At 47.8% G+C, this 23,154-nt stretch carries 25 protein-coding genes; 9 read left to right on the plus strand and 16 right to left on the minus strand.

The window, feature by feature from the left end:
• Positions 1 to 6 precede the first annotated feature (6 nt).
• The gene (gene glpX / locus JK211_RS07190) at positions 7 to 999 is read left to right on the plus strand and encodes a class II fructose-bisphosphatase (RefSeq protein ID WP_212707999.1); all 993 of its coding nucleotides are present in this window, start codon (positions 7 to 9) and stop codon (positions 997 to 999) included.
• Positions 1,000 to 1,006: 7 nt separating this feature from the next.
• Here the strand turns inward: glpX and emrD are convergent, their stop codons facing one another.
• Positions 1,007 to 2,200, minus strand: coding sequence for a multidrug efflux MFS transporter EmrD (emrD, locus tag JK211_RS07195; RefSeq protein ID WP_212708000.1), 1,194 nt, complete (start codon positions 2,198 to 2,200; stop codon positions 1,007 to 1,009).
• A 296-nt stretch (positions 2,201 to 2,496) separates the two neighbouring features.
• Here emrD and fpr point away from each other — a divergent pair, with 296 nt between their 5' ends.
• The 3 genes from fpr to tpiA all read left to right on the plus strand — a co-directional run bounded on the left by fpr (position 2,497) and on the right by tpiA (position 4,768).
• On the plus strand, positions 2,497 to 3,243 hold the full coding sequence (fpr, locus tag JK211_RS07200; RefSeq protein ID WP_212708001.1) for a ferredoxin--NADP(+) reductase: 747 nt from the start codon (positions 2,497 to 2,499) through the stop codon (positions 3,241 to 3,243).
• A gap of 49 nt (positions 3,244 to 3,292) precedes the next feature.
• A complete protein-coding gene (locus JK211_RS07205; RefSeq protein WP_212708002.1) occupies positions 3,293 to 3,877 on the plus strand; it encodes a DUF1454 family protein in 585 nt (194 codons plus the stop codon).
• A gap of 120 nt (positions 3,878 to 3,997) precedes the next feature.
• The gene (gene tpiA, locus JK211_RS07210) at positions 3,998 to 4,768 is read left to right on the plus strand and encodes a triose-phosphate isomerase (RefSeq protein ID WP_212708052.1); all 771 of its coding nucleotides are present in this window, start codon (positions 3,998 to 4,000) and stop codon (positions 4,766 to 4,768) included.
• Between the two features lie 25 nt (positions 4,769 to 4,793).
• Here the strand turns inward: tpiA and JK211_RS07215 are convergent, their stop codons facing one another.
• The 9 genes from JK211_RS07215 to fimA all read right to left on the minus strand — a co-directional run bounded on the left by JK211_RS07215 (position 4,794) and on the right by fimA (position 14,571).
• Positions 4,794 to 5,564 carry a CDP-diacylglycerol diphosphatase gene (locus JK211_RS07215; protein ID WP_371734590.1) on the minus strand — a complete coding sequence of 257 codons (771 nt, stop codon included), beginning with the start codon at positions 5,562 to 5,564 and terminating at the stop codon, positions 4,794 to 4,796.
• Positions 5,565 to 5,635: 71 nt separating this feature from the next.
• Positions 5,636 to 6,625, minus strand: a complete 990-nt coding sequence (locus tag JK211_RS07220; RefSeq protein ID WP_212708003.1) for a sulfate ABC transporter substrate-binding protein — start codon at positions 6,623 to 6,625, stop codon at positions 5,636 to 5,638.
• A gap of 146 nt (positions 6,626 to 6,771) precedes the next feature.
• Positions 6,772 to 7,734, minus strand: coding sequence for a 6-phosphofructokinase (pfkA, locus tag JK211_RS07225; RefSeq protein WP_212708004.1), 963 nt, complete (start codon positions 7,732 to 7,734; stop codon positions 6,772 to 6,774).
• 198 nt (positions 7,735 to 7,932) lie between these two features.
• Positions 7,933 to 8,835, minus strand: coding sequence for a CDF family cation-efflux transporter FieF (fieF, locus tag JK211_RS07230; protein ID WP_212708005.1), 903 nt, complete (start codon positions 8,833 to 8,835; stop codon positions 7,933 to 7,935).
• 138 nt (positions 8,836 to 8,973) lie between these two features.
• Positions 8,974 to 9,507: a fimbrial protein gene (locus JK211_RS07235; RefSeq protein ID WP_212708006.1), complete on the minus strand. Its 534-nt coding sequence runs from the start codon at positions 9,505 to 9,507 to the stop codon at positions 8,974 to 8,976.
• Positions 9,508 to 9,516: 9 nt separating this feature from the next.
• Positions 9,517 to 10,341 (minus strand): fimbrial protein, encoded by an 825-nt coding sequence (locus JK211_RS07240; RefSeq protein WP_212708007.1) that lies wholly within the window; start codon positions 10,339 to 10,341, stop codon positions 9,517 to 9,519.
• Positions 10,342 to 10,413: 72 nt separating this feature from the next.
• Positions 10,414 to 13,020: a fimbrial biogenesis usher protein gene (locus JK211_RS07245; RefSeq protein ID WP_212708008.1), complete on the minus strand. Its 2,607-nt coding sequence runs from the start codon at positions 13,018 to 13,020 to the stop codon at positions 10,414 to 10,416.
• A 34-nt stretch (positions 13,021 to 13,054) separates the two neighbouring features.
• Positions 13,055 to 13,780 (minus strand): fimbria/pilus periplasmic chaperone, encoded by a 726-nt coding sequence (locus JK211_RS07250; protein ID WP_212708009.1) that lies wholly within the window; start codon positions 13,778 to 13,780, stop codon positions 13,055 to 13,057.
• 212 nt (positions 13,781 to 13,992) lie between these two features.
• Entirely contained in the window at positions 13,993 to 14,571 is a 579-nt protein-coding gene (gene fimA / locus JK211_RS07255; protein ID WP_212708010.1) for a type 1 fimbrial major subunit FimA, read from the minus strand.
• 429 nt (positions 14,572 to 15,000) lie between these two features.
• Between fimA and JK211_RS07260 the strand changes: the two genes are divergently transcribed.
• Together JK211_RS07260 and JK211_RS07265 are read left to right on the plus strand one after the other, a co-directional pair.
• Positions 15,001 to 15,915, plus strand: coding sequence for a winged helix-turn-helix domain-containing protein (locus tag JK211_RS07260; RefSeq protein ID WP_212708011.1), 915 nt, complete (start codon positions 15,001 to 15,003; stop codon positions 15,913 to 15,915).
• Between the two features lie 9 nt (positions 15,916 to 15,924).
• Positions 15,925 to 16,398 (plus strand): hypothetical protein, encoded by a 474-nt coding sequence (locus tag JK211_RS07265; RefSeq protein WP_212708012.1) that lies wholly within the window; start codon positions 15,925 to 15,927, stop codon positions 16,396 to 16,398.
• A 298-nt stretch (positions 16,399 to 16,696) separates the two neighbouring features.
• Here JK211_RS07265 and cpxP read toward each other — a convergent pair whose 3' ends face one another.
• Positions 16,697 to 17,155, minus strand: coding sequence for a cell-envelope stress modulator CpxP (gene cpxP / locus JK211_RS07270; RefSeq protein ID WP_212708013.1), 459 nt, complete (start codon positions 17,153 to 17,155; stop codon positions 16,697 to 16,699).
• Positions 17,156 to 17,305: 150 nt separating this feature from the next.
• Between cpxP and cpxR the strand changes: the two genes are divergently transcribed.
• The 3 genes from cpxR to trmL are packed head-to-tail and all read left to right on the plus strand — an operon-like array spanning position 17,306 to position 19,881.
• Positions 17,306 to 18,001, plus strand: a complete 696-nt coding sequence (cpxR, locus tag JK211_RS07275; RefSeq protein ID WP_212708014.1) for an envelope stress response regulator transcription factor CpxR — start codon at positions 17,306 to 17,308, stop codon at positions 17,999 to 18,001.
• Positions 17,998 to 19,374, plus strand: coding sequence for an envelope stress sensor histidine kinase CpxA (gene cpxA, locus JK211_RS07280; RefSeq protein WP_212708015.1), 1,377 nt, complete (start codon positions 17,998 to 18,000; stop codon positions 19,372 to 19,374). The genes cpxR and cpxA overlap by 4 nt, the downstream gene beginning before the upstream one ends.
• 36 nt (positions 19,375 to 19,410) lie before the next feature.
• Positions 19,411 to 19,881 carry a tRNA (uridine(34)/cytosine(34)/5-carboxymethylaminomethyluridine(34)-2'-O)-methyltransferase TrmL gene (gene trmL / locus JK211_RS07285; RefSeq protein ID WP_212708016.1) on the plus strand — a complete coding sequence of 157 codons (471 nt, stop codon included), beginning with the start codon at positions 19,411 to 19,413 and terminating at the stop codon, positions 19,879 to 19,881.
• Between the two features lie 37 nt (positions 19,882 to 19,918).
• Here trmL and cysE read toward each other — a convergent pair whose 3' ends face one another.
• The 5 genes from cysE to JK211_RS07310 form a co-directional block, all read right to left on the minus strand.
• Positions 19,919 to 20,740, minus strand: a complete 822-nt coding sequence (gene cysE / locus JK211_RS07290) for a serine O-acetyltransferase (RefSeq protein WP_212708017.1) — start codon at positions 20,738 to 20,740, stop codon at positions 19,919 to 19,921.
• Positions 20,741 to 20,817: 77 nt separating this feature from the next.
• Positions 20,818 to 21,837: an NAD(P)H-dependent glycerol-3-phosphate dehydrogenase gene (gpsA, locus tag JK211_RS07295; RefSeq protein WP_212708018.1), complete on the minus strand. Its 1,020-nt coding sequence runs from the start codon at positions 21,835 to 21,837 to the stop codon at positions 20,818 to 20,820.
• Positions 21,837 to 22,295, minus strand: a complete 459-nt coding sequence (gene secB, locus JK211_RS07300) for a protein-export chaperone SecB (RefSeq protein WP_212708019.1) — start codon at positions 22,293 to 22,295, stop codon at positions 21,837 to 21,839. The genes gpsA and secB overlap by 1 nt, the downstream gene beginning before the upstream one ends.
• Positions 22,296 to 22,337: 42 nt before the next feature.
• A complete protein-coding gene (gene grxC / locus JK211_RS07305; protein ID WP_212708020.1) occupies positions 22,338 to 22,592 on the minus strand; it encodes a glutaredoxin 3 in 255 nt (84 codons plus the stop codon).
• A 19-nt stretch (positions 22,593 to 22,611) separates the two neighbouring features.
• Positions 22,612 to 23,043 (minus strand): rhodanese-like domain-containing protein, encoded by a 432-nt coding sequence (locus JK211_RS07310; RefSeq protein WP_212708021.1) that lies wholly within the window; start codon positions 23,041 to 23,043, stop codon positions 22,612 to 22,614.
• Between the last annotated feature and the right edge of the window lie 111 nt (positions 23,044 to 23,154).

The raw sequence follows: 23,154 nt of genomic DNA on the forward strand, positions 1-23,154 counted from the left end.
CAGATTATGAAACGCGAACTTGCTCTCGAATTTTCACGGGTCACTGAAGCCGCAGCCCTGGCAGGACATGCCTGGCTGGGTCGCGGTGATAAAAACCTTGCTGACGGCGCTGCCGTGAATGCTATGCGGGCGATGCTTAACCGTCTGGATATCCGCGGCCGGATAGTTATTGGTGAAGGTGAGATAGATGAAGCACCGATGTTATACATTGGTGAGCAAGTGGGAAGCGGACAAGGGGAAGAGGTCGATATTGCCGTTGATCCGATAGAAGGCACCCGAATGACGGCAATGGGTCAGTCTAATGCTCTGACCGTTATGGCCGTCGGTAATAAAGACAGTTTTCTCCACGCCCCTGATATGTATATGGAGAAACTGGTGACCGGCCCGGAAGCTAGGGGATGTATCGACCTTAATCTGCCACTGGAGACCAACCTTCAGGCTATTGCCCGCGCACTGAAAAAACCACTTTCAGACCTGACCGTAGCGGTGTTAGCAAAGCCACGGCATGAAACTATCATTACCAGTCTCCATCAGGCCGGGCTTAAAGTATTTGCTTTCCCAGATGGTGATGTTGCTGCCTCAATCCTGACCTGTATGCCGGACAGTGAGGTAGATGTTATGTATGGGATTGGTGGAGCTCCGGAGGGAGTTATTTCGGCGGCGGTGATCTCCGCACTGGGTGGTGATATGCAAAGCCGTCTGCTGCCAAGGCATCAGGTGAAAGGAGATACCCCGGAAAACCGGCGACTGGGTGAGCAGGAACTGGCTCGCTGCAAAGAAATGGGCATTGATACCCGCCAGCGCCTGACCCTGCAACATATGGTCAGCGATGATGATATTATTTTTTCTGCGACCGGTATCACTGACGGGGATTTACTGAAAGGGATCACCCGTAAAGGTCATATCGCTACCAGTGAGTCCCTGTTAATTCGCGGAAAAACAGGGACTGTTCGCAGGATCCAGTCAGTACATCGGCTGGCCCCGGACCAGCAGTCCTGATTGCCGGTTACCCGGTCACAATCTGGTGGTCACTTTCGCGATGCCGTGACAGTGACCACCAGCATAACAGCATAATCAGCGCAGTCATAAACATCAGCATCCCCAGGCTGAACTGATCGTTTTGTGGTAAACGTGCTGACAGCCACGCGACAGCGCCGGACCCCAGATTCTGTAATCCGCCAATCAGCGCCCCTGCGCTTCCGGCAACCCAGGCATAGGGTTCCATCGCGCCGGATGTTGCCAGAGGAAACAACATACCAGCCCCAAAGAAATACAGGGATGCCGGGACCAGTAACGTCCAGATATTCATGACATGAAACCAGCCGGGGATCCACATCAGTACTCCTGCTAGCAAACAGCTACCGACACCTATCCACATCAGCCGCTGCCAGTCACCTTCACTACGGCGGACAAACCAGGCACCGAAAAAAGCCGCCGGAATTGGCAGAATAAATAATATACTGACCGTGACACTGTTTAGCCCCAGCACCCCGCCCATCAGTACGCCGCAACTCGCCTCAAACACAGCAATACCGGCCAGTGCTCCAATCAGAATCAGCAGATAGCGGAGAAAAGCACTGTCACGCAATAATAACGAGTAACGGGTTAAAAAAGGTCGCCGGACGATATTATCAGGCCGCGTTTCCGGCAATCGGCGGGCAATAATGGCCGTAACGCCCAGACAAAGGAGCAGCAGAAAAGCAAAACAGGCATGCCAGCCCCAAAACTTTGTCAGTATCGCCCCGATAACCGGAGCCAGCAACGGGCTGACCAGGATCCCCATATTCAGGACACTGTTCGCTTTACGTAGCTGATTTCCCTCATACAAGTCCCTGGGCAACGTCCGGGCCATCACCCCGGCAACCCCGGTTCCCAGGCCCTGAATAGCGCAGCCAATCACCAGCTGACTGATAGAGTGGGCCAGTAATGCCGTCACCGCACCGATGCTGAACACAACCATTCCCCCCAGAATCACTGGCCGGCGACCGATGCTATCAGAGAGTGGTCCATAAAATAGCTGGGATAAACCGTAGGTAATCAGATAAGCGGCCATGATTCCCTGCACACTTCCGGTAGTTACCTGAAGTGAGAAGGCAATGTCACTCATGGCCGGGACATATACGGTCTGGGCCATTTGCCCGACCGCAACCAGCACCACCAACAGCAACATTAATGAGTTATTACTAAGATTCTTTTCCATTTTGACGGTTAATTCTTATCCATGAGGGGTTAACAGTGAGACGGGCCAATAATAATCCAAAAAGCAGCGTAAAATACCACGATTTACGGATAAAAAATGTCTCAGTTACACAGTTTTGCCGGTACCGACTGTCAGCTTTTTTCTCCATTTATGTACATTATTAATGCCAGTCCGTAGCAAATAATGGCAAAGGTTTGTCCATATGAGCTTAACCCGCAGATTAAGGCTGGAAAATCTGCCCGCCGACAGAGATGATGAAGGCTGAACCTAAAGTGAAGTTAACTGAGGAGCAAGTAATGGCCGACTGGTGTGAAGGTAAAGTTATCGCGGTAACACACTGGACAGAAGCGCTTTTCAGCCTGAAAGTGAAGGCTCCGGTAAGATCCTTTGTGGCTGGCCAGTTTGCAAAACTGGCGCTGGAGATCAACGGTGAACGGGTACAACGGGCCTATTCTTACGTCAATGCACCCTCAGATGATGAACTGGAGTTCTATCTGGTGACTGTCCCGCAAGGAAAACTAAGCCCGTCCCTGCATCAGTTACAAACCGGAGACTCTCTGTGGGTGACCGCGGACGCCGCCGGTTTTTTTGTCTGTGATGAGCTGCCGGATTGTGAAACTCTGTGGATGCTGTCGACAGGCACCGCGATCGGTCCTTATTTATCGATATTACAACAGGGTACAGGACTGGAGCGTTTCGATAATATCGTGCTGGTTCACGCAGCCCGCTATGCCGCAGATTTAAGTTACCTGCCGCTGATGCAGCAGTTACAACAGCAATTTAATGGGAAACTGCGTATCCAGACCATCGTCAGCCGCGAAGAAAATACTGGCAGCCTGACAGGGAGGATCCCGGCGCTGATTGAGAATGGTGAGCTGGAACAGGCAACCGGACTGACGATATCTGCTGATAACAGTCATATAATGTTATGTGGCAATCCGCAGATGGTCAGGGACACTCAACAGGTATTAAAATCGACACGTCATATGACTAAACACCTGCGCCGTAAACCGGGCCATATCACCAGTGAGCATTACTGGTAATACTGGCCAGACATCAATAAACGCCGGAAATCTATTCAGAGATAGCAGGATGAAAAACAGGATATATCGCTGGTTATACTACTGTATGTCTTTACTGGCAGGACAGGCCGTCTGTGCCACTCCGCCGCCAGTAGCACCGAAGACAGCCCCTTATGTACAACCCGGCGCTCCGGTATTTAGCGATACTATCCCGTTATTTCGCGAAAAATTTAATCTTGCTAATCCGCAGTTGCCTCTTGCCGAATACCGGACCGTCGACACGGGTCAGATACAGAATGTTGTGGTACTGGCAGCCAGCAGAATAAACCGCTCAGTGTATTCTTCTGCCGCACTCGAACCCGGTACCGGAAAAATCAAGACCTTGCAAATCACCTGGGTTCCCCACAGACAGGCGGACGAAAAAGCCTCGCGGGATCTGGCGTTACATTATATGGCGGCGCTGATCCGTTTCTTTTCCCCCCAACTTTCTGAACAAGACAGCACCAAAAAACTGGAATCATTACTCCGGGCCGCAAAAGGGAAAACCACGTATTTTGATGCCGAAGGCGCACTGCGCTATGTGGTTGCAGAACGGGAAGATAAAGGTTTAACTCTGGCAGTAGAACCTGTCAGGCTGATGCTCGATAACTCATGATTTGCTTATGTTTCATGACGAAAAACAAAGCAGTAAGTGCTTTTGAGACTTATAATGTTTCACAGACACTATTGCCTGCCGGCAGTAGTATTCAATGAATCGCGTAACGCGGAGGATATGATGCGACATCCATTAGTTATGGGCAACTGGAAGCTGAATGGTAGTAAACATATGACTGGCGAACTGATTGCTGGTCTGCGTAAAGCATTATCTGGTATTGAAGGTTGTGGTGTGGCAATTGCCCCGCCGGTGATTTATCTCGATCAGGCCAGACATGCAATCTCCGGAAGTCATATTGCTCTCGGCGCGCAAAACGTTGATATCAATCTTTCAGGCGCTTTCACCGGTGAAGTCTCTGCCGATATGCTCAAAGATATCGGTGCAAAATATATTATTATCGGCCACTCAGAGCGTCGTACCTATCATAAAGAAAGTGACGAGCTTATCGCTAAGAAATTTGTAGTATTAAAGCAGACAGGGCTGACTCCGGTGCTTTGTATCGGTGAAACCGACGCCGAAAATGAAGCCGGTAAAACAGAAGAGGTTTGTGCCCGCCAGATAGATGCTGTGCTTAATACCCTGGGCGCTGAAGCCTTCAGAGATACGGTGATTGCCTATGAACCCGTCTGGGCAATTGGTACCGGAAAATCAGCAACCCCGGCGCAGGCGCAGGCAGTGCATAAATTTATCCGCCAGCATATCGCCAAAAAAGATGCGGCAATCGCCGGGCAAGTCATCATTCAGTACGGCGGATCGGTGAATGATAAGAATGCGGCAGAATTATTTACTCAGCCAGATATCGATGGTGCGCTGGTAGGCGGAGCATCTCTGAAAGCGGATGCTTTTGCTGCTATCGTCAATGCCGCAGCCGCCGCTAAAAAAGCAGGATAATCTCTCATTGCTGAATAACGGCGCATCATGCGCCGTTATTTTTCTTCAGTATTTCACACTGATGATCCTGTAATTCCTCGGCAGAGCCTGTATTCCCTGTCAATAATTGTTTTCTGAGAGCCAGTAATACCAGCTGACCATCGGGTAATTCTGTCAGAGCAAGACCATAATCTCCCATGTGTTCAGCCGCGCCCGGAATTTCCTGTGCGACCCGTATAAATACACTCTGTTGATCCAGTTCCTCTGGTGTCAGCGTCCGGATTAAGTAAGGATGTGACCTCAGGGTATATTGCTGCCAGTGTGATGATAAATCAGGCGTTAATCCTGCCATCTGTCGGGCAATATCCGGACGAAGGCAGGACATATGTATATGTAATTGATTTTGTGTCCGGCCCGAGGCTGAATTGATGGTCATCGCCAGATCGCTGTCTTGCACCGGTGACTGATTTTTTTCTGACAGCAGATGCCGTTCATGCCATGCAAGAGAGAAGAAATTAGCAGTCTGGCTATCAAGCAACCGGGGGCTTTCGATACCTGATATTTTTGCCACTGGCATTAACAGATACTGTAGCGGACCCACCCTGTCTTTAAATAAAACATATCCCGCGGCCAGGTCGACTTTTTCACAGGGTGCCGGACGATGATTCTTTTCCATCTCCGGCACACACTGCTGGCTGACAAACTTCCACAGAACGTCAGAATGATCATGAAGCCGCGGTGCCAGCAAGAAGACCACCAGCAGGATAATAACGCACACCACTGCCAGCCAAAGTTTTACTTTACCTGCAGATACCATAAACCCTTCCATCCCCCTGTTTAACCAGACCTTCATGTTACTTTAATCAGGGGGAAAGTCATCCGGGATAATTATGGTTTCATTATCTGATCGTAGGTGCCACCGTCGCTGAAGTGTGTTTTCTGTGCCGCCGTCCAGCCACCGAATTTATTATCAATAGTAAATAATTTAACCGGTTTAAATTCATTAGCAAATTCCTTAGCTACCGCCGGATCACGCGGGCGATAATAATTTTCCGCCGCGATCTTCTGTCCTTCCGGTGAATACAAATACTTCAGGTAATCTTCAGCGACCTGACGGGTGCCACGCTCATCCACAACTTTATCGACAACGGCGACGGTAGGTTCAGCAAGGATGGACTCACTCGGTGTGATAATTTCAAATTGCTGATCTTTGAGTTTGTTTTTTGCCAGATAAGCTTCATTTTCCCAGGCAATCAGTACATCACCGATACCACGTTCGGCAAAAGTATTGGTCGCGCCACGGGCTCCGGAATCCTGCACAGTAACGTTTTTAAATAACGCTTTGACGAAATCCTGAGCTTTTTGCGGAGAACCGTCGTTATGGTCAAGGGCATAACCCCAGGCAGCAAGATAGTTCCAGCGGGCCCCGCCGGATGTTTTAGGGTTAGGGGTGATCACGGAAACACCTGGCTTGATCAGATCATTCCAGTCATGAATATTTTTGGGGTTTCCTTTACGTACCAGGAACACGATCGTAGAGGTATAGGGGGCAGAATTATCCGGTAATTTCTTGATCCAGCCCGGATTAATCCGTCCGCTGTTAGCAATAGCATCGACATCCGACTCCAGTGCCAGCGTGACCACATCTGCCCGGATGCCGTTAATCACGGAAGTCGCCTGTTTGCCGGAACCACCATGTGACTGACGAATAATCACATTATCACCGGTTTCCTGCTTGTAATGCGCACTAAAGGCTTTGTTATATTGTTCGTAAAATTCTCTGGTCGGATCATAAGAGACATTCAGTAATTGAATATCTTTCGCCAGCGTACTGCCGGATACCATCAGCAAAGCTAATCCAACATGCCACTTTTTCATATTATGCCCCCTGTGTTATAGAGCAACAGGTTGGCATAATCATCAAAATAACTTAAAGAACTAAAAGGTCGTTTTTATATCACAAATGAATAAACGAGAGATCGGGGGAGAGCTGCCGGCAGAACTTCCTCCGGCAGGCAAAGCGGTTAATACAGCCTTTTCGCGGTATCAAGCATGTCACGACGGAACGGACGCTTCATATTTTCTATGGCATCAATAATATCGTGGTGAACCATTTTTTCGTTCTGTACACCGACACAGCGTCCGCCATATCCCTGTAATAACAGATCAATAGCATAGGTCCCCATACGGGATGCGAGTATACGGTCATAAGCACAAGGTGCTCCGCCGCGCTGAATATGTCCCAGCACTGTCGCACGGGTTTCACGGCCGGTCTCTTTTTCGATATACCGTGCCAGTTCGCTGGCATCACAGATAAGTTCAGTAATAGCGACAATCGCGTGTTTCTTACCTTTCGCAATGCCGGCTTTAATTTCCTCGACCAGCTCTTCGCGGGTATAAGGGATTTCCGGTACCACAAAAAACTCACAACCTCCGGCAATAGCTGCCGACAAGGTCAGGTCACCACAGTGCCGGCCCATCACTTCAACAATAGAAATACGCTGGTGAGAAGATGAGGTATCACGTAATCTGTCGATAGCTTCTACCACCGTTTCCAGAGCAGTATGATAACCGATAGTATAATCGGTACCGGCAACATCGTTATCAATAGTTCCCGGCAACCCTATACAGGGAAATCCCATTTCTGTCAGCCGCTTAGCGCCCATATAAGAACCATCACCGCCGATAACCACCAGCGCATCCAGTCCGCGTTTTTTCATATTTTCGATAGCAATTTGCCGGGTAGCCTCTTCACGAAACTCCGGAAAACGGGCAGACCCCAGAAAAGTACCACCGCGGTTAATCATGTCTGAAACACTGTAACGATCCAGACTGACCATCCGGTCTTCATACAGCCCGAGGTAGCCATCATAGATCCCAAAAACTTCCAGTCCCTGGCCTAATCCTGTCCGGACCACACCACGGATAGCCGCATTCATACCAGGGGAGTCTCCGCCGCTGGTTAATACACCGATTTTTTTGATCATGACAACCTCTGGATAGTTTGAAGCTAAGGGTTAATCTTTTCAGTCAACGCGGTCACTGTGTACCGGCGCCTGCAAATAAGAGCTGATCTTGCTTAATAGTATACCAAACGTAGCTGACAGGATTGATTTAGGTCACTCAATACCCGTTGTTGCGCAATCATAACTGTTACAGAAAAAATTTAACATTTGATCTGTAAACTAAAAAATAAATTTTCCCCTTTTCTCCTCTGGGACAGAAGACGAAGGGTCCTGATGGATAATGACATCCGCGGCCGGAAAACAGGCTTTCAGTGCCTCTTCCAGCTGATCGGCCCGCTGATGTGCCATCACTAATGGCAGGTCATCTTTCATCTCTAAATGCAATTGTATAAATTTCGTCGGCCCTGACTGACGGGTTCGCAGATCATGTGCGCCGCAGACCCCCTGCCACTGAGAAACGATGCTGATTATCTGCTGAATTTCCTCATCCGGCAATGCTCTGTCCAGTAAGGCCTGGACGGCTTCATAGCCCATACGTACCGCAGAAATAAGGATGTAAATACCAATCCCGAAAGCGAATAACGCATCCGCTGCCGTAAATCCATACCAGCTGAGCAGCAGTGCAATCAGGATAGCACCATTCATTAATACGTCGGACTGATAGTGAAGCATATCGGCGCGGATCGCCTGACTATGTGTTTTTCTGACGACCCGGCGCTGAAACGTCACCAGTATCAGTGTCGAAACTAAAGCAATCAGCGTGACAATCACTCCGACCAGCGGTGCCCGAAAATTTCCGGGGGTAATAAAATGCTGAATACTGGTCAGGAAAAGAAACAAGGCTGATCCACTGATAAACATACTCTGGGCTAAGGTCGCCAGGGATTCAGCTTTACCATGGCCAAAGGTATGGTCATCATCTGCCGGTTGCAGAGAATAACGGACGACCAGCAGATTCGTCAGTGAAGCCCCGATATCAACTAATGAATCTACCAGCGCAGCCAGCACACTCACAGAACCGGTATACCACCAGGCTATCGTTTTCATGATCAGTAACAGCGAGGCCAGCACGGTAGCCGCAATCGCGGCACGAGTGACCAGCCTGGCATAAGAGGTGTCCATAAGGCTTCCTGAGTTTCTTAACCATCCGCAGAGAATAGCCTAAAGCACTTATTGTGGCGATCAGCGGGCGGGTGAGCAGCAGGAAAGAGAGTTACTCAGGGCAAAGGTATCGATTGCCCTGAGTGGTCAATCACCGGATTAATTATAACTTATAGTAAAGACTGAACTGGCATTGGCCTGCCCGGCAGTAACCTGACTGGCGGTACTGATATAACGGGCATAAAAATGAAAGGTCGCATTACCGCTGGCATCCGCCGTCACAGTCCGTGACGCGTCAGATAACCCCAGACGGCTCATATCATCATTCAGGAGCTCGATGGCAACATTTTTGGCCGTGTCATTCCCTGAATCAATCGCCAGCAGATTACTGCTGCCGTCAGCAATATTTCCGGTAAAAATAATACTGATAGCGACAGCAGGGCAGCCTTCCAGCTGAATTGAGAATGGCTTTTCTGGCGAGACTTTCCCCGCGCTACCATTGAGTGTGGGTGTAGCCCAGCTACCAAGCTCAACAAAAAAGTTCTGACTTCCCGCCGAAGCGGTGCAGGTTTGTTCTGTCACATTACCCCGCAGTACCAAATCGGCACCGGTCGCGAAACAATGACCGGACAAAAAAAGAGAAAGCAATGAGCCGACGGCTATCGCCGGTAAAGATCGTCGTAATGTTTTCATCGCGACATCCTAGTTCCACGAGATATTGAGCAGAGCATGACTGCTGAAGGTGCCGGCAACTGGCTTATTACCGGTGACATTCACCGGGATCGCCTTAATCGGGATACTCGCCTGACCAGTACTGTCCAGTGTGAGTTCATATCCTCCCGATAATGCATTCGGTGTCAGTGGCTGAACCGCAGGATCATTTGCCCCGGCACTGACTAAAAAACCGACATCTTTATTGGAAGAAACCAGCATATTTCCTGAAGCAGAATCCGTGGTCATACGCAGATACGCCAGTCCTGTTGTTGCCGGCGTACAGCTGATATTCAGGGTGCGCTGCTGGACTGTGACGCCTGACGGTTTTCCGCCGGCACCGGCACTGTAAAGGGCTGCCGAGGAAATATCACCAAAATCCATCACACTGTTATTCAGGCTCAGATCGCAACTTCCGGGCACCGGCACCGGAGGAACATAACCACCTGAGCAGACACCGGGCAGGCGATCATGACTTTCAGAAGATGATGTCTTCTGATACTGAAAAAGACATGCATTAACTGTTATCCCTGGTTTTGCTAACCCGGCGGTACCGCTAATGGTTTTTCCTGACAGACCATTAATAAATGCTACCGCCTGCTCCGAACCAAATGCCGAAGGCGATCCCTGGCCTAATATAATGAATTTTATTGAGCCGATATTATTATCGGTAATTTGCATCCCCAGAGAAATACCACAAGCCGAAGCTCCGAAACATAAAGCTCCGGGATAGGTTACAGTTGCCGATGAATTATTAATCACAATACCATTCGGTCCTATCGACCAGCTAAAGGCATCCACTCGGATCATACTCATTGCTCCCTGCATCCAAAACAGAGGTAATAAAAAAATTATCCATTTATATCTGAACATAACTTTCTCCTGAATTTATTGGGCACAATTAAAATGACGGCGGATAATCCTTTTCGCCGTATCCTGAGCAGAGAGGGCATATTTAACTGTACAACTTTCATTCTTCGCTGCTCCCCATTTAATAGTTAATTTCCCCTGCTCATTCAGACCATTTAAATAAACCTGGCCGTTATCACTAATAATTCCGGAAGCATCACCTTCGGACTCAGTCACCATAGATCCGAACGGCACCGGAGAACCATTCGGCCGGACAATATTAAACAGAGCCTGATAACCGCGGGTGGAAATAAAGTCAGCCCTGACGATAGCGCCTTGTGTCGGTATAACATTCCGGACGTTATCCTGAATATCGGTATGGTCATCCAGTGAATTAGTATCCAGTGCAATACGGTTATTCCGGTAAGCCGTGGCATATGGCAGATAGGTATAGCCACGCCAGTCGGTTTTTACACCGGTCTGATTCTGTACTTTCACATTATCGGCCCCGGCAGCTTTAATCAGAACATTGGTGGTGCCTAAAGGCTGGCCGAAAGTAATTCCGTTACGGTGAACAATGACCCCGCCGGAGAGTCCGTAATTCAGGCTATGGTATGTACTACTGTAGTTATACCCCAGGTTTGATGTACCGTAGGTTCCCCGGTAACTGGCATTCAGCGCACCTGACGCACCGTTTCGTCCGCTGTGTCCCTGGCTGATACCATAACTCAGATTCCGGTCGGCCAGAGCAGTACCGCTTAACCCGGTATTCCAGACTGTGCCGCCTTCAGTACTATGGTTAGCACTGAACGTAGCGAACATACTGTCAATCGGCCGGGCTTTATACGAGTTCCCTGCACTGAACAGTGATAACGGTACCGAGAGATTGAATGACAGCATCCGTTCACTGGTGTTCATATCCCGAACCTGGTTATAAGACCAGGCGACCGTATAAGAAATACCTCTCCAGCCAGAGGTATATCCGGCCTGATAATAACGGTCTTTAGACCCTGTGTTCCAATAGGTCTGTTCCGAGCCGGTAACATACAAAGACCCATAATCACCCAGCCGCTGAGTAATATTTAACTGAAGATTCCCTTTTCGGGTATTCCTGAGGTTGTAGTACCCGGAAAGCACATTTGTTTTCCCATCCGGATTATCAATCATTGAAGAATAATCGTAACCTGACATATATTTATAGGCCGAATCACTCAGAGTATAAAAACCCCGTGTGGAATACCGGTAACCTAATAACTGGACTGTGGTCCCGAAAGTCTCCAGAGATTTGGCATATAAAAAACGCAGTGACTGACCACTTTTTTTACTGCCATCGCTCAGCGTGGTATCTGACTGGGTAAAGTCAAATGACGTCGCTCCCCATTCACCGATATTAATACCCAGACCCAGTGCATAGGATTTATAATGATTACTCATCTGGCTTCCGCCATACAGAGTATACCCGTCAGATAATCCATAGAGCAGCGTTGCCTGGCTATAGAAAGGATTATCCTGATCATTAATTCCGCTACGGAAACGGCCAATGACTACATCATATTTCGCCCGGCCTTCTCGTTGTAATACCGGAACCGTCGAATATGGCTGTACATATTTTTGTATTGACCCGTCTTTTTCTTCTACCGTGACCTCAAGGTTACCGTTGGTCATCTGCGGGTTAATATCCGTAAGCTCAAAAGGCCCCGGGGGGACATACGTCTGATAAACAATATACCCGTTCTGTCTGACAACAACCCTGGCGTTCGTCTTCGCTACTCCGCGCACTGTCGGTGCATAGCCTTGCATTGAGTCAGGGTACATGCTGTCTGATGAATAGAGCCTGATACCGCGGAATGAATTACTGTCAAAAACGTCATTCCCCGAAGTACTGTCACCAGCCACAAACTGCCCTTTGAGAGGGATTACATCCCGTTCAAGGTAAGTGTTGATATTGTTCCATTGGGAAGTACTCCCACTGGATGATGTGTTACGGCTCCATGAACCATTATTTCTCAGGCGCCATGCTCCGAGGTTAGCCCCGCTGGTCAGGCTAAGAAAATAGGAGTCCCCGTAAGAGCTGTGATCACCGCTAAAATTATAATTAAACAGCAGGGCATTGATCCCTTCATCCCATTCATCGGGAGGGATATAACCTCGTTCTGTCACTTTAAGAAAAGCCTGAGGAACATTAACATTTAGTCTGAGTTTTTTAACATCAAACTCCGTTGATGCCGAAGGTATAACATTGGTAATAAAAAGACATTGCTTCCCTGCATTATCTTTTTTCAGTGCTTCTTCATTAAAAAGTACACCGAACTTTACTAACCATGCTTCATTCAGACAAGGCAGTAAACCTTTCTTTTCTTTTTCATTATCAGTCTTCGACTTATCCGCATAGACAAAATTAATATCGCGGGTAGCGACAAAATTATCATTCAGATAAACATCAACAGTATAGGTTCCCGGAGGTACAGAAGACCCGGAGTCAATAAATCGGGTAATATCAGCAACTGCACTGGCATCATCACCCAGGAATTGCGTATTAAAGTAAGCTTCCGCATGACTGAATAATGGTGTTGCCAGTAACATGGCTGTAATGATATTTAACCCAGGCGTTTTTATCTTCGTCTGTTTGCTTTTTATTCTTTTCATTATCAATGCTCTGGATATCAGTCATCGGATACTATTATTTTCCGGGTGTTACTGTTGTCACTGGAGACACAGCACCAAAATCACTAATTGCACTAAATCTCAGCTCACCGGTCACTCCGCCCGGAATTTTCACTACTGTTTTATCCATCGGAGAGGCCATAATGGCATCGAGTTTTTTTCCACCAAGAGAGACATTAACCATGTTAACGAAGTAAGGTGTCGGATTACTGATAATCATCTGGTTACCCTGCAGGGTATAACTTATTTTTCCCGGAGCCTGAGAAGAAGCCATAGTGAGTGTCGATGGACGAACAAACAGTTTTATCCTGGTCAGGATAGCCAGCTGTAATACATTCTTCCCGTCAACACTGTCTTTACTGACTTCAGGGATTGCTTTCACATTCAGCCAGTAAACAGATTCTCTGTCTTTCGGCAGACTATCATTAACATTTATTATTCTTATTGTATTTTCACTTTTTGTATCAATCACGAATAGTGGCGGCGTGATAATAAAATCAGATGTTTTTTTCTCATTTTTATCCTCAACCCATGACTGGACCAGATAGCGGCTTTTTTGATCGCTATTCAAAATAGCCAATGAAGTCTGCTTATCTGATTGATCATAAATCACCCGCGTGGCACCTAATGAGACCCCGCCAGCAGCCAGAGAGGCAGCGGGTAACATTGCGCTAAACAGTAGTGCACCAAAAATTCCTTTTAATATACTCCTTACCCCATGGTTTTTAACATTAATATTCATTACTTATTTCCTTTATGGGAGGTTATGAAAAATATTTAAGACACTGGTATTCCCGGGGATGTTTTAAGATCACCGGATCCCGGGAACCTACAGTGGTTAATATTATCCGGGCAGAATAGCGCGACTCTCTATTGCCCGGACAATCGTCTGACGAGACTTCAGTTATCAGCGACTAACTGCACAGTTTTACTGATATGAAGTACGGTTCAGAATTAGTTATACTGCATGGTAAATACAGCATCTGCGTTTGCCTGGCCTGGTGTTGGCGTAGCAGAAGTCGCTTTATAACGTGCAGCAAAGTTCAGGGTGTTAGTACCATCGATTAAGCTATGGCCTTTACTGAAGGTTGACCCGTCCGGTGTCATCACTGAGGAATCCTCATCCAGAATCTGAATACCGACACCCGTCGCAGTTGCATCGTTACTGCTGGAGTTGATGGCCAGTAAGGTGGCATCAGTTCCGGTAGTCTGTCCGGAGAAAGCAACACGGGCAGTTTTAGCCACTGTTGTATCACAGTCATTCAGGACAATTTTAAACGGAATAGTTGCGCTGGTATCACCGATACTCTGGAATGATGCCGTACGGTATTGTCCCAGGTTTACAATCTGATCTGCTGATTCAGTGCTGACAGCACAGGCTGCGTTCACCAGACTTCCGTTAAAGTGAACCACACCACCTTGTACTGTTGTTGTGGTATCTGCCGGAGTCGGGTCGTCTTCGGCATGAACACCTGCAGCGGCCAGAAGAGAAGCTGAAGTCAGCATTGCTAAGATAATTTTATTTAATTTCATTATATAAGTTCCTGGTGCTCTTTAATAAAAGAGAATTAATATTCATTTGCAGTCATCACAAGATAAACTGAATTAACACTAAGATAACAATTACCCTGCTGATTGCTTTATACCTGACATCAAAGCTCTATCCATTTAACCCACTAAATATTCAGACGCGCTGAATCATTAGATGATGAAACATTTTCCAATTAACTAAGTAAAATTAAACTAAGTAGTAATGCTCATCTTCTGATGTCGGAGCAAATAATAAATTAGGATTTTTTCATAATATAACCAAATCTTATCACTTTTTAATAAATGATATAAAACCAATACTAAACAATGAGTTACAATTTAAATTGAGATGTGAAATGCCATCAATTGATGGAATAGGAATTTTACGTTAGACTTAATCCTCGAAAAAAAAATTACGCAATGGCAGCACACATGAAAAAACATGCTCGTTATTATTTCATTGCTAACAAAATAATTTACGATAGTAGTCTTCACACTGTCAGCAATCCGGAAAAGACAATAAGTAATCGTCTGCTGACTTCTGCATCGGCCTGTTTAATCTGCCTGCTTCAGGAAAAAGGAAAAATTGTCAGCAGAAAAACACTGATGCACGCCGGATGGGAAAAACATGGTTTCATTGTTACAACCAACACTCTGAATCAAAATGTACTGCTGATTAGAAAAGCTCTTTCTCAGATCACCGACCAACAGGTTCTGAAAACAGTGTTCAGACAGGGCATCACAATACCCGACGAATTCAGCGTAATCTCGTTTGATACCCCTGAGTCTCTGGAAGAATATATCAATAATTATTATAAGACAGGCCAGCAAGAGATAACCTCCGAGCGATTACCTGCTGATGATGATTCGGTTCAGTCTCCTCCGGAAATCAATATAACAGCAGAGACTCAGTCACCGGCCAGTGAGCCGATTGAAAGTGAATATAGTGAAGTAAATGAAAAAAGTTCAGATAAAAAAAGATCAATAAAAAGATATTTTTTTATTAACATCATTTTAATCCCTTTAATATTAATTGTGGTTTTTTTCGGGGCGATGCTGAAAATGGTGGATTACTATAAAAACTTAAGTTCCGGTGATTATCAGCCACTGGTCGACTATCGAAAAGTAGCGACAGTAAACGGCCTTTCTGTATATCTTAACAGTGATAAGTGCCCGGCGGATTATGCGTTGCCTTTCCTGGAACAGCACGCCCATGACTTCGATAACATTCCGGCAAGGAACATCTATTTTAGTTGTGAGAGAAATATAAAACGATCTTCGGTGCTGCTTTGCGATAACGATGCCAGAGATCCGACCGCTGACTGCTCTTCCTTTTACTATTTATAAGAAGGCATAATGAATACTAAAATATTGTCAATTGGCGTGGCTATCCTGTTAATCACATTATCAGGCACTTTTTATATTATAAGAACCAATAATGCCGGCGACCGTACGATTAACTGTACCGGACAGATTACAGTTTCGAAACAGAGCAGTAAGCTGACCATGAATGTACTCTTCCTGATTGATGACCGTGTGAGTACCGTTTATCTGCGTGGTATCCTGAATAAAGATGGCAAAACATATGTGCTGAACCGCAGCATCTATGCCCGTATAACCTCAAAAAACAACCACTATCGCTTTATTACGGAAAAAATTTCTAATGCCCAGGAGCTTCCGGAAAGTGCCGGGCCTCTTGCTGACGTCCTGCCCAAATACCTGCAATCGGTTAACTCACCACAGGACTTTTTCATTTACAGACTTAATCCGTCCCGATATGTCTTCACTAATGGCTATATTCCGTCGCTCTATTGCAAAAAGCTTACCTGATATAAATACCACAGACTGTACCCCACCCGTGCCCGTTTCAGGTGATACCACGATCGGTGCAGGTAGGGCTGCAGTTAATCAGGCATAACAGATAATAATGGCAGTCACAGACTATTATGCGATTATTCACTGACCATCGAATATCCGCGGCAGAGAGAGCAGACCGGACGTACAAGAAAATGAAGACAAAAAAAACCCCCTCATTACTGAGGGGGGAAGACAGGGATGGTGTCTATGGCAAGGAAAAAAGGGATACTACATACTGTTGGTACTGCTTTACGGTAATCAGCATCGCTGCTTACGGTAACTGGCTTACACTACGTATATTGTTCATACGTAACTCAAAATTCTTCTGTAATTCTGCCTGCTGTTCCGCAGTCAGCAGGTTATACATCTGATGGCGTACTCTTGCCATCGCTACCTGCTCGTTTATCTCGGCCATCTTCTCAGCCTGCGCACGGACTGCAGGTTCATTAAAATCTCTGGCTGTTTCAAGTTTGTGCATCAGTTCAATATCAGAAACAGTAATTCCTGACCTGGCCTGCCGCGCCTGATACATCAGATCGCGCATTTGCTGACGCTGTTGTTCCGATAATTCGATACCATCAAACATATGATTTTGCGAATTGTGCGCCATACTCTCTGAGGTCACTGGTAATTGCTGTTCCATTTTATCTTTCATCATTCCGTCACATTTTGCAGTAGCCTGACCAGCAAAGACCAGTGACGAAAGTGCGACGATGATAAGATGGCGCATCCTTGACTCCGGGAGTGTTTAGCGTTTATCGATTCAACGGGAACCAGTGTAATCCCGTAGCTGCAAACATCCGTCAGGGGGTGTAAAACTACGTAAAGTGACAACCGGATAACCATGGAACACGGTATTTTTCCTGCGGAGGAAAACATAATGAATAAAATATTGCTGGTTGATGATGATCGGGAACTGACATCTTTATTGAAAGAATTGCTGGAGATGGAAGGCTTTGAGATCATCGTGGCAGATGATGGTGAACAGGCATTATCTTTACTGGATAGTTCCGTTGACCTGCTGCTGCTAGATGTCATGATGCCGAAGAAAAATGGTATCGACACACTGAAAGAGTTACGTCAGCAGCATCAGACACCGGTTATTATGCTGACAGCCCGCGGCAGTGAGCTCGACAGAGTGCTCGGCCTGGAACTGGGTGCCGATGACTACCTGCCAAAACCGTTTAATGATCGCGAACTGGTTGCCAGAATACGTGCCATTTTGCGTCGTTCTAACTGGAGCGAGCAACAACATACAGAGACAAGCTCTTCTTCACTACAGGTCGACCATCTTAAACTTAATCCCGGGCGTCAGGAAGCCAGCTTTGATAATCAAGTCCTGGACCTGACCGGTACCGAGTTTACGCTTTTGTACCTGCTGGCACAGCACCTGGGACAGGTCGTCTCCAGAGAACATCTCAGTCAGGAAGTATTGGGGAAACGACTCACTCCTTTTGACCGGGCCATTGATATGCATATCTCAAATTTGCGCCGTAAGCTGCCTGAACGGCATGATGGTCACCCCTGGTTTAAAACCCTGCGAGGCAGAGGCTACCTGATGGTTTCAGCCTCATGATAAGCAGTTTAACCACCCGCATCTTTGCTATTTTCTGGCTTACGCTGGCCTTAGTATTGATGCTGGTATTAATGGTACCAAAGCTCGACTCCCGTCAGATGACATCATTACTGGAAAGTGAACAGCGCCAGGGCGTAATGATCGAACAGCATGTGGAGGCCGAGCTGGCGCAGGACCCACCCAATGACCTGATGTGGTGGCGCAGATTATATCGGGCTATCGATAAATGGGCCCCTCCCGGCCAGCATTTACTGCTGGTAACTTCAGAGGGAAGAGTCATTGGCGCACGCCATAATGAAATGCAGATTATCCGTAACTTTATCGGACAATCTGATAATGCCGATCATCCGCAAAAGAAAACCTATGGCCGAATCGAAATGATTGGCCCGTTCGCGGTTGCTGACGGTGAAGACAACTACCAGCTGTATATGGTCCGTCCGGCCACCAGCTCACAGCTGGACTTTATTAATCTGTTATTTGACCGGCCTTTATTACTGCTGATTGTGACTATGCTGATTAGCTCTCCCTTATTATTATGGCTGGCATGGAGTCTGGCAAAACCAGCCCGTAAGCTGAAGCAAGCTGCTGATGAAGTCGCCGCAGGTAACTTAAGGCAGCATCCGGAGCTTGAGTCAGGACCACAGGAATTTCTGGCCGCCGGGGCAAGTTTTAACCAAATGGTCAGTGCGCTGGAACGGATGATGACAGCCCAGCAACGGCTACTGTCAGATATCAGTCATGAGCTGCGCACCCCCCTCACTCGCTTACAACTGGCAACGGCCTTACTGCGCAGGCGTTCGGGCGAAAGTAAAGAGCTCGGCAGAATAGAGATGGAAGCCCAGCGACTGGACGGTATGATCAATGACTTATTAGTACTGTCACGGACCCAGCATAATAACGCCCTGGTCAGTGAAGCGATGAAAGCGAACCACCTGTGGAATGGTGTGCTGGAAGATGCCAAATTTGAAGCCGAACAGATGGGAAAAAAAATGGAGGTTCCTTATCCGCCCGGTCCCTGGCCTTTATACGGTAACCCCCATGTACTGGAAAGCGCGCTGGAAAATATTATCCGTAATGCACTGCGTTATTCCCATACCCACATCATCGTCAGTTTCTCTGTAGACCGGGAAGGTATCACTATTCATGTGGATGATGATGGTCCGGGCGTGAGTCCGGAAGACCGGGAACAAATTTTCCGGCCGTTTTATCGTACTGATGAAGCGCGCGACAGGGAATCCGGCGGAACCGGACTCGGGCTGGCGATTGTTGATACGGCATTACAGCAGCATCATGGCCGGGTGAAAGCCGATGACAGCCCGCTGGGTGGCTTACGCCTGACTATCTGGCTTCCGTTATACTCTGCACGTCAATAATTTGATATTCTGCGGCTCTCGTCAGCGGGAGCCCTTATGATTAATATCGTTTTGTTTGAACCAGAAATTCCACCGAATACGGGTAATATTATTCGGCTATGTGCCAACACCGGATTCGCTTTACACCTGATTGAGCCCCTTGGGTTTACCTGGGATGATAAGCGCCTGCGGCGGGCAGGACTCGACTATCATGAGTTCACAGCAATTCGCCGCCATGCCAGCTATCAGGCATTTATCGATAGTGAACAACCTGCACGCCTGTTTGCGCTCACCACAAAAGGCACACCGGCACACAGTGCTGTTTCATGGCAGGCGGGTGATTACCTGATGTTCGGACCGGAAAGTCGTGGTCTGCCGGCAGAAATACTCGACAGCTTACCCGCCATGCAGAAAATACGTATTCCTATGGTGCCTCAGAGCCGCAGTATGAACCTGTCCAACTCAGTCGCGGTAGTCATCTATGAGGTGTGGCGCCAGCTGGATTACGCCGGAGCCTTAGTAAAATAGAACAATCACGGGGGAATCTTCTCCCCCGGTATTTTACTCAGATCCCGTCGCCAAATTCGAATCCGGCCACCGTACCATTAAAATGCTGGTCCATATCCATTGCCGGTTTCTCACTGGCCGGACGACCAACAATACGCGCAGGTACACCGGCGACAGTCGTATGCGGAGGAACGGGTTGTAACACAACCGATCCCGCGCCTATTTTCGCGCCACGGCCAACTTCAATGTTACCTAAAACTTTCGCGCCGGCACCAATCATCACACCTTCACGGATCTTCGGATGACGATCACCGCAGGTTTTACCGGTTCCCCCAAGAGTCACCGATTGCAGAATCGAAACATCATTTTCGATCACTGCAGTTTCCCCGACCACGATCCCGGTTGCATGGTCGAGCATAATCCCGCAGCCAATAGTCGCCGCCGGATGAATATCAACCCCGAATGAAACTGAAATCTCATTCTGCAGATATACCGCCAGAGAACGACGGCCTTCTCCCCACAACCAGTTACCAATACGATAGGCCTGTAAGGCATGAAAACCTTTCAGGTACAGCAGAGGAATTGAATACTTGTCCACTGCAGGATCCCGCTGACTGACCGCGGCAATATCGCGGGCAGCCGACAGGATCATCGACGGGTCTTTACGGTATGCTTCTTCAACGATTTCACGGATAGCAATTGCCGGCATAATCGGGTTGGCCAGTTTGTTGGCCAGCATATAGCTCAGCGCACTGCCGAGATCGTCATGTTTCAGTAATGTCGCGTGAAAAAAACTGGCCAGCATGGGTTCACCTTCCGCCAGACTCCTGGCTTCTGAAATAATACTTTCCCAGATTTGCGCTAACTCTTCAGACGACATGACTGCACTCCCGATAAAAAAGCGCCCCGTAAGGCGCTTATATAAGCTTAATGGCTAGCAACATAAAACACCTCTGTTCAGAGGGCTTCTTTTTCATCTTTTCTTTCACGGCCAAGCAGAGACAAGGCAGCATCCCTGGCCGGTTTTCCACAATAAAGGACCTGGAAGATTTGTTCTGTGATTGGCATTTCAACACCAGCCCTGGCCGCCAGTGCCCTCACTTCTTTCGTATTACGGTAGCCTTCGACGACTTGTCCGATACTTGCTTCAGCCGCACTGACGCTATTCCCCTTGCCCAGCAACATACCAAAGCGCCGATTGCGGGACTGATTATCGGTACAGGTCAGCACGAGATCACCCAGTCCTGCCATTCCCATAAAAGTCGAGGGATCCGCACCCAGCGCAGCACCCAGTCGGCTCATTTCGGCAAGCCCGCGGGTTATCAGTGCGGTTCTGGCATTAGCACCGAAGCCAATACCATCAGAGATCCCGGCACCAATCGCAATGACATTTTTCACCGCGCCACCTAACTGAACTCCGGTCAGGTCATGATTGCTGTAAACCCGAAAGCTTTTTCCGCAATGCAACTTTTGCTGTAAATCCTTAGAAAACTGCGGATCAGTCGACGCCAGGGCAATCGCCGTCGGCATACCTGACGCCAGCTCTTTGGCAAATGTCGGCCCGGAAATGACCGCCAGCGGGATAGAAGGACCAAGGATTTCTCTGGCAACATCTTGCAATAAACGGCCAGTCTCCCGCTCCAGCCCTTTCGTTGCCCAGACCAGACGTGAATCAGACTCCAGACAAGGCTGTATTTGTGCCAGAACGTCACCAAATACATGGCTGGGTACCACGACCAGGATATCCTGGCTGGCGGCAATAGCCTGTGCCAGAGAGGACTCAATCACCAGATTATCGGGAAATACGACATCAGGAAGAAATTCAGTGTTACAGCGGTCAGCCTGCAGCCGTTCAAGATGCTGAAGATTATGCCCCCATAAAACGACCGGATGGCCATTACGCGCCAGCGTAATGGCCAGAGCGGTGCCGTAAGAACCGGCACCGATAACACTGACAGAATTGCTGCGGTTACTCATCAGGCTTCCTGCGGAGCACTACCTTCCTGTTCCTGCAGGTAGTTCATAAATAATGCATCAAAGTTCACCGGAGCCAGGTTCAGCTGCGGGAAGGTTCCGCGGGAAACCAGACCAGAAATACACTCACGTGCATAAGGGAACAGGATATTCGGGCAGTAAGCTCCCAGACAATGGGCCATCTGAGTCCCTTCAATGCCGGAAATCGTAAAGATCCCTGCCTGCTGGACTTCGCACAGAAACGCGGTATCTTCACCCACGGTCGCTGTCACAGTGACACGTAAAACGACTTCATAAATACCGTCAGCCAGCTGTGAGGATGCTGTATCCAGATCCAGTTTCACTTCAGGTTCCCACTCTTTCTGGAAAACCTGAGGAGCATTAGGCGCTTCAAAAGAAATATCTTTTGTATAAACACGTTGGATCTGGAACGTCATTTCGCTGTTATTTTGTTCTGACATGGTACTTGGTCCTGTTAAGTTGAAATTTGTTTCACCTGAAACTCAGGCTTGCAATAAAGGGTCCAGACCGTGTTCTGCCTCAAGGGCATACAGGTCATCGCAACCACCAATATGTTTTCCGTCAATAAAAATTTGAGGTACCGTGCTGCGGCCACTGCGCTCTATCATCCCCGCACGCTTTTCGGCATCGCCATCAATAGCAATCTCATTAAACGCTGCGCCTTTTTTCTCTAACAGTGCTTTTGCACGATGGCAAAACGGGCAGGTCTGCTTAGTGTAAATATCAATTACTGGCATTGTCAGCACCTCTGATAATTTATTTACCGCGAACCAGCGGAAGATTTTCACCACTCCAGCCACTGATACCGTCTTTTAACACGGATACGTTTGCAAAACCTGCCGCGCTCAGCTGCCCGGCAGCTTCACCGGAAGACTGTCCGGTCGCACAGGTAACAATCACCGGCTGGTTTCTGAATTTTTCCAGTTCAGTCAGGTGGCCTTTCTTAATCTCTGCCGCGGCCAGGTTCACAGCACCTGAGATATGCCCGCGGCGGAAATCGTCGCGTGAGCGCACATCAACAACTACTGCATCTTGTTTGTTAATCAGATTAGTCGCTTCGCTGCGGCTAATTGTTTTAACTTTAGAAAACAGCCCCTTAAAAGTAGTAACAATCACCAGAACCAGTAAAGCGACCCAGGCCAAACACAGGACCAGGTGATTGCGTGCAAATTCCATAATATCTTGCATGGGGGGTAACAACTCCAGACCGGACAAAAATAAGATAATATAAGGATTCTGAGTATACCTGCGCAGCCAGGCATGTACAGACACTAAACACGGGAAGGCGTGATTTATGCG

The sequence above is a fragment of the Tatumella sp. JGM130 genome, from assembly GCF_018257525.1.
Lineage (GTDB): Bacteria > Pseudomonadota > Gammaproteobacteria > Enterobacterales > Enterobacteriaceae > Tatumella > Tatumella punctata.

Coding starts and splice junctions, on each gene's coding strand:
- glpX (WP_212707999.1), top strand. CDS start 7: ATGAAACGCGAACTTGCTCTCGAATTTTCACGGGTCACTGAAGCCGCA.
- emrD (WP_212708000.1), bottom strand. CDS start 2,200: ATGGAAAAGAATCTTAGTAATAACTCATTAATGTTGCTGTTGGTGGTG.
- fpr (WP_212708001.1), top strand. CDS start 2,497: ATGGCCGACTGGTGTGAAGGTAAAGTTATCGCGGTAACACACTGGACA.
- JK211_RS07205 (WP_212708002.1), top strand. CDS start 3,293: ATGAAAAACAGGATATATCGCTGGTTATACTACTGTATGTCTTTACTG.
- tpiA (WP_212708052.1), top strand. CDS start 3,998: ATGCGACATCCATTAGTTATGGGCAACTGGAAGCTGAATGGTAGTAAA.
- JK211_RS07215 (WP_371734590.1), bottom strand. CDS start 5,564: ATGGTATCTGCAGGTAAAGTAAAACTTTGGCTGGCAGTGGTGTGCGTT.
- JK211_RS07220 (WP_212708003.1), bottom strand. CDS start 6,625: ATGAAAAAGTGGCATGTTGGATTAGCTTTGCTGATGGTATCCGGCAGT.
- pfkA (WP_212708004.1), bottom strand. CDS start 7,734: ATGATCAAAAAAATCGGTGTATTAACCAGCGGCGGAGACTCCCCTGGT.
- fieF (WP_212708005.1), bottom strand. CDS start 8,835: ATGGACACCTCTTATGCCAGGCTGGTCACTCGTGCCGCGATTGCGGCT.
- JK211_RS07235 (WP_212708006.1), bottom strand. CDS start 9,507: ATGAAAACATTACGACGATCTTTACCGGCGATAGCCGTCGGCTCATTG.
- JK211_RS07240 (WP_212708007.1), bottom strand. CDS start 10,341: ATGAGTATGATCCGAGTGGATGCCTTTAGCTGGTCGATAGGACCGAAT.
- JK211_RS07245 (WP_212708008.1), bottom strand. CDS start 13,020: ATGAAAAGAATAAAAAGCAAACAGACGAAGATAAAAACGCCTGGGTTA.
- JK211_RS07250 (WP_212708009.1), bottom strand. CDS start 13,780: ATGAATATTAATGTTAAAAACCATGGGGTAAGGAGTATATTAAAAGGA.
- fimA (WP_212708010.1), bottom strand. CDS start 14,571: ATGAAATTAAATAAAATTATCTTAGCAATGCTGACTTCAGCTTCTCTT.
- JK211_RS07260 (WP_212708011.1), top strand. CDS start 15,001: ATGAAAAAACATGCTCGTTATTATTTCATTGCTAACAAAATAATTTAC.
- JK211_RS07265 (WP_212708012.1), top strand. CDS start 15,925: ATGAATACTAAAATATTGTCAATTGGCGTGGCTATCCTGTTAATCACA.
- cpxP (WP_212708013.1), bottom strand. CDS start 17,155: ATGCGCCATCTTATCATCGTCGCACTTTCGTCACTGGTCTTTGCTGGT.
- cpxR (WP_212708014.1), top strand. CDS start 17,306: ATGAATAAAATATTGCTGGTTGATGATGATCGGGAACTGACATCTTTA.
- cpxA (WP_212708015.1), top strand. CDS start 17,998: ATGATAAGCAGTTTAACCACCCGCATCTTTGCTATTTTCTGGCTTACG.
- trmL (WP_212708016.1), top strand. CDS start 19,411: ATGATTAATATCGTTTTGTTTGAACCAGAAATTCCACCGAATACGGGT.
- cysE (WP_212708017.1), bottom strand. CDS start 20,740: ATGTCGTCTGAAGAGTTAGCGCAAATCTGGGAAAGTATTATTTCAGAA.
- gpsA (WP_212708018.1), bottom strand. CDS start 21,837: ATGAGTAACCGCAGCAATTCTGTCAGTGTTATCGGTGCCGGTTCTTAC.
- secB (WP_212708019.1), bottom strand. CDS start 22,295: ATGTCAGAACAAAATAACAGCGAAATGACGTTCCAGATCCAACGTGTT.
- grxC (WP_212708020.1), bottom strand. CDS start 22,592: ATGCCAGTAATTGATATTTACACTAAGCAGACCTGCCCGTTTTGCCAT.
- JK211_RS07310 (WP_212708021.1), bottom strand. CDS start 23,043: ATGCAAGATATTATGGAATTTGCACGCAATCACCTGGTCCTGTGTTTG.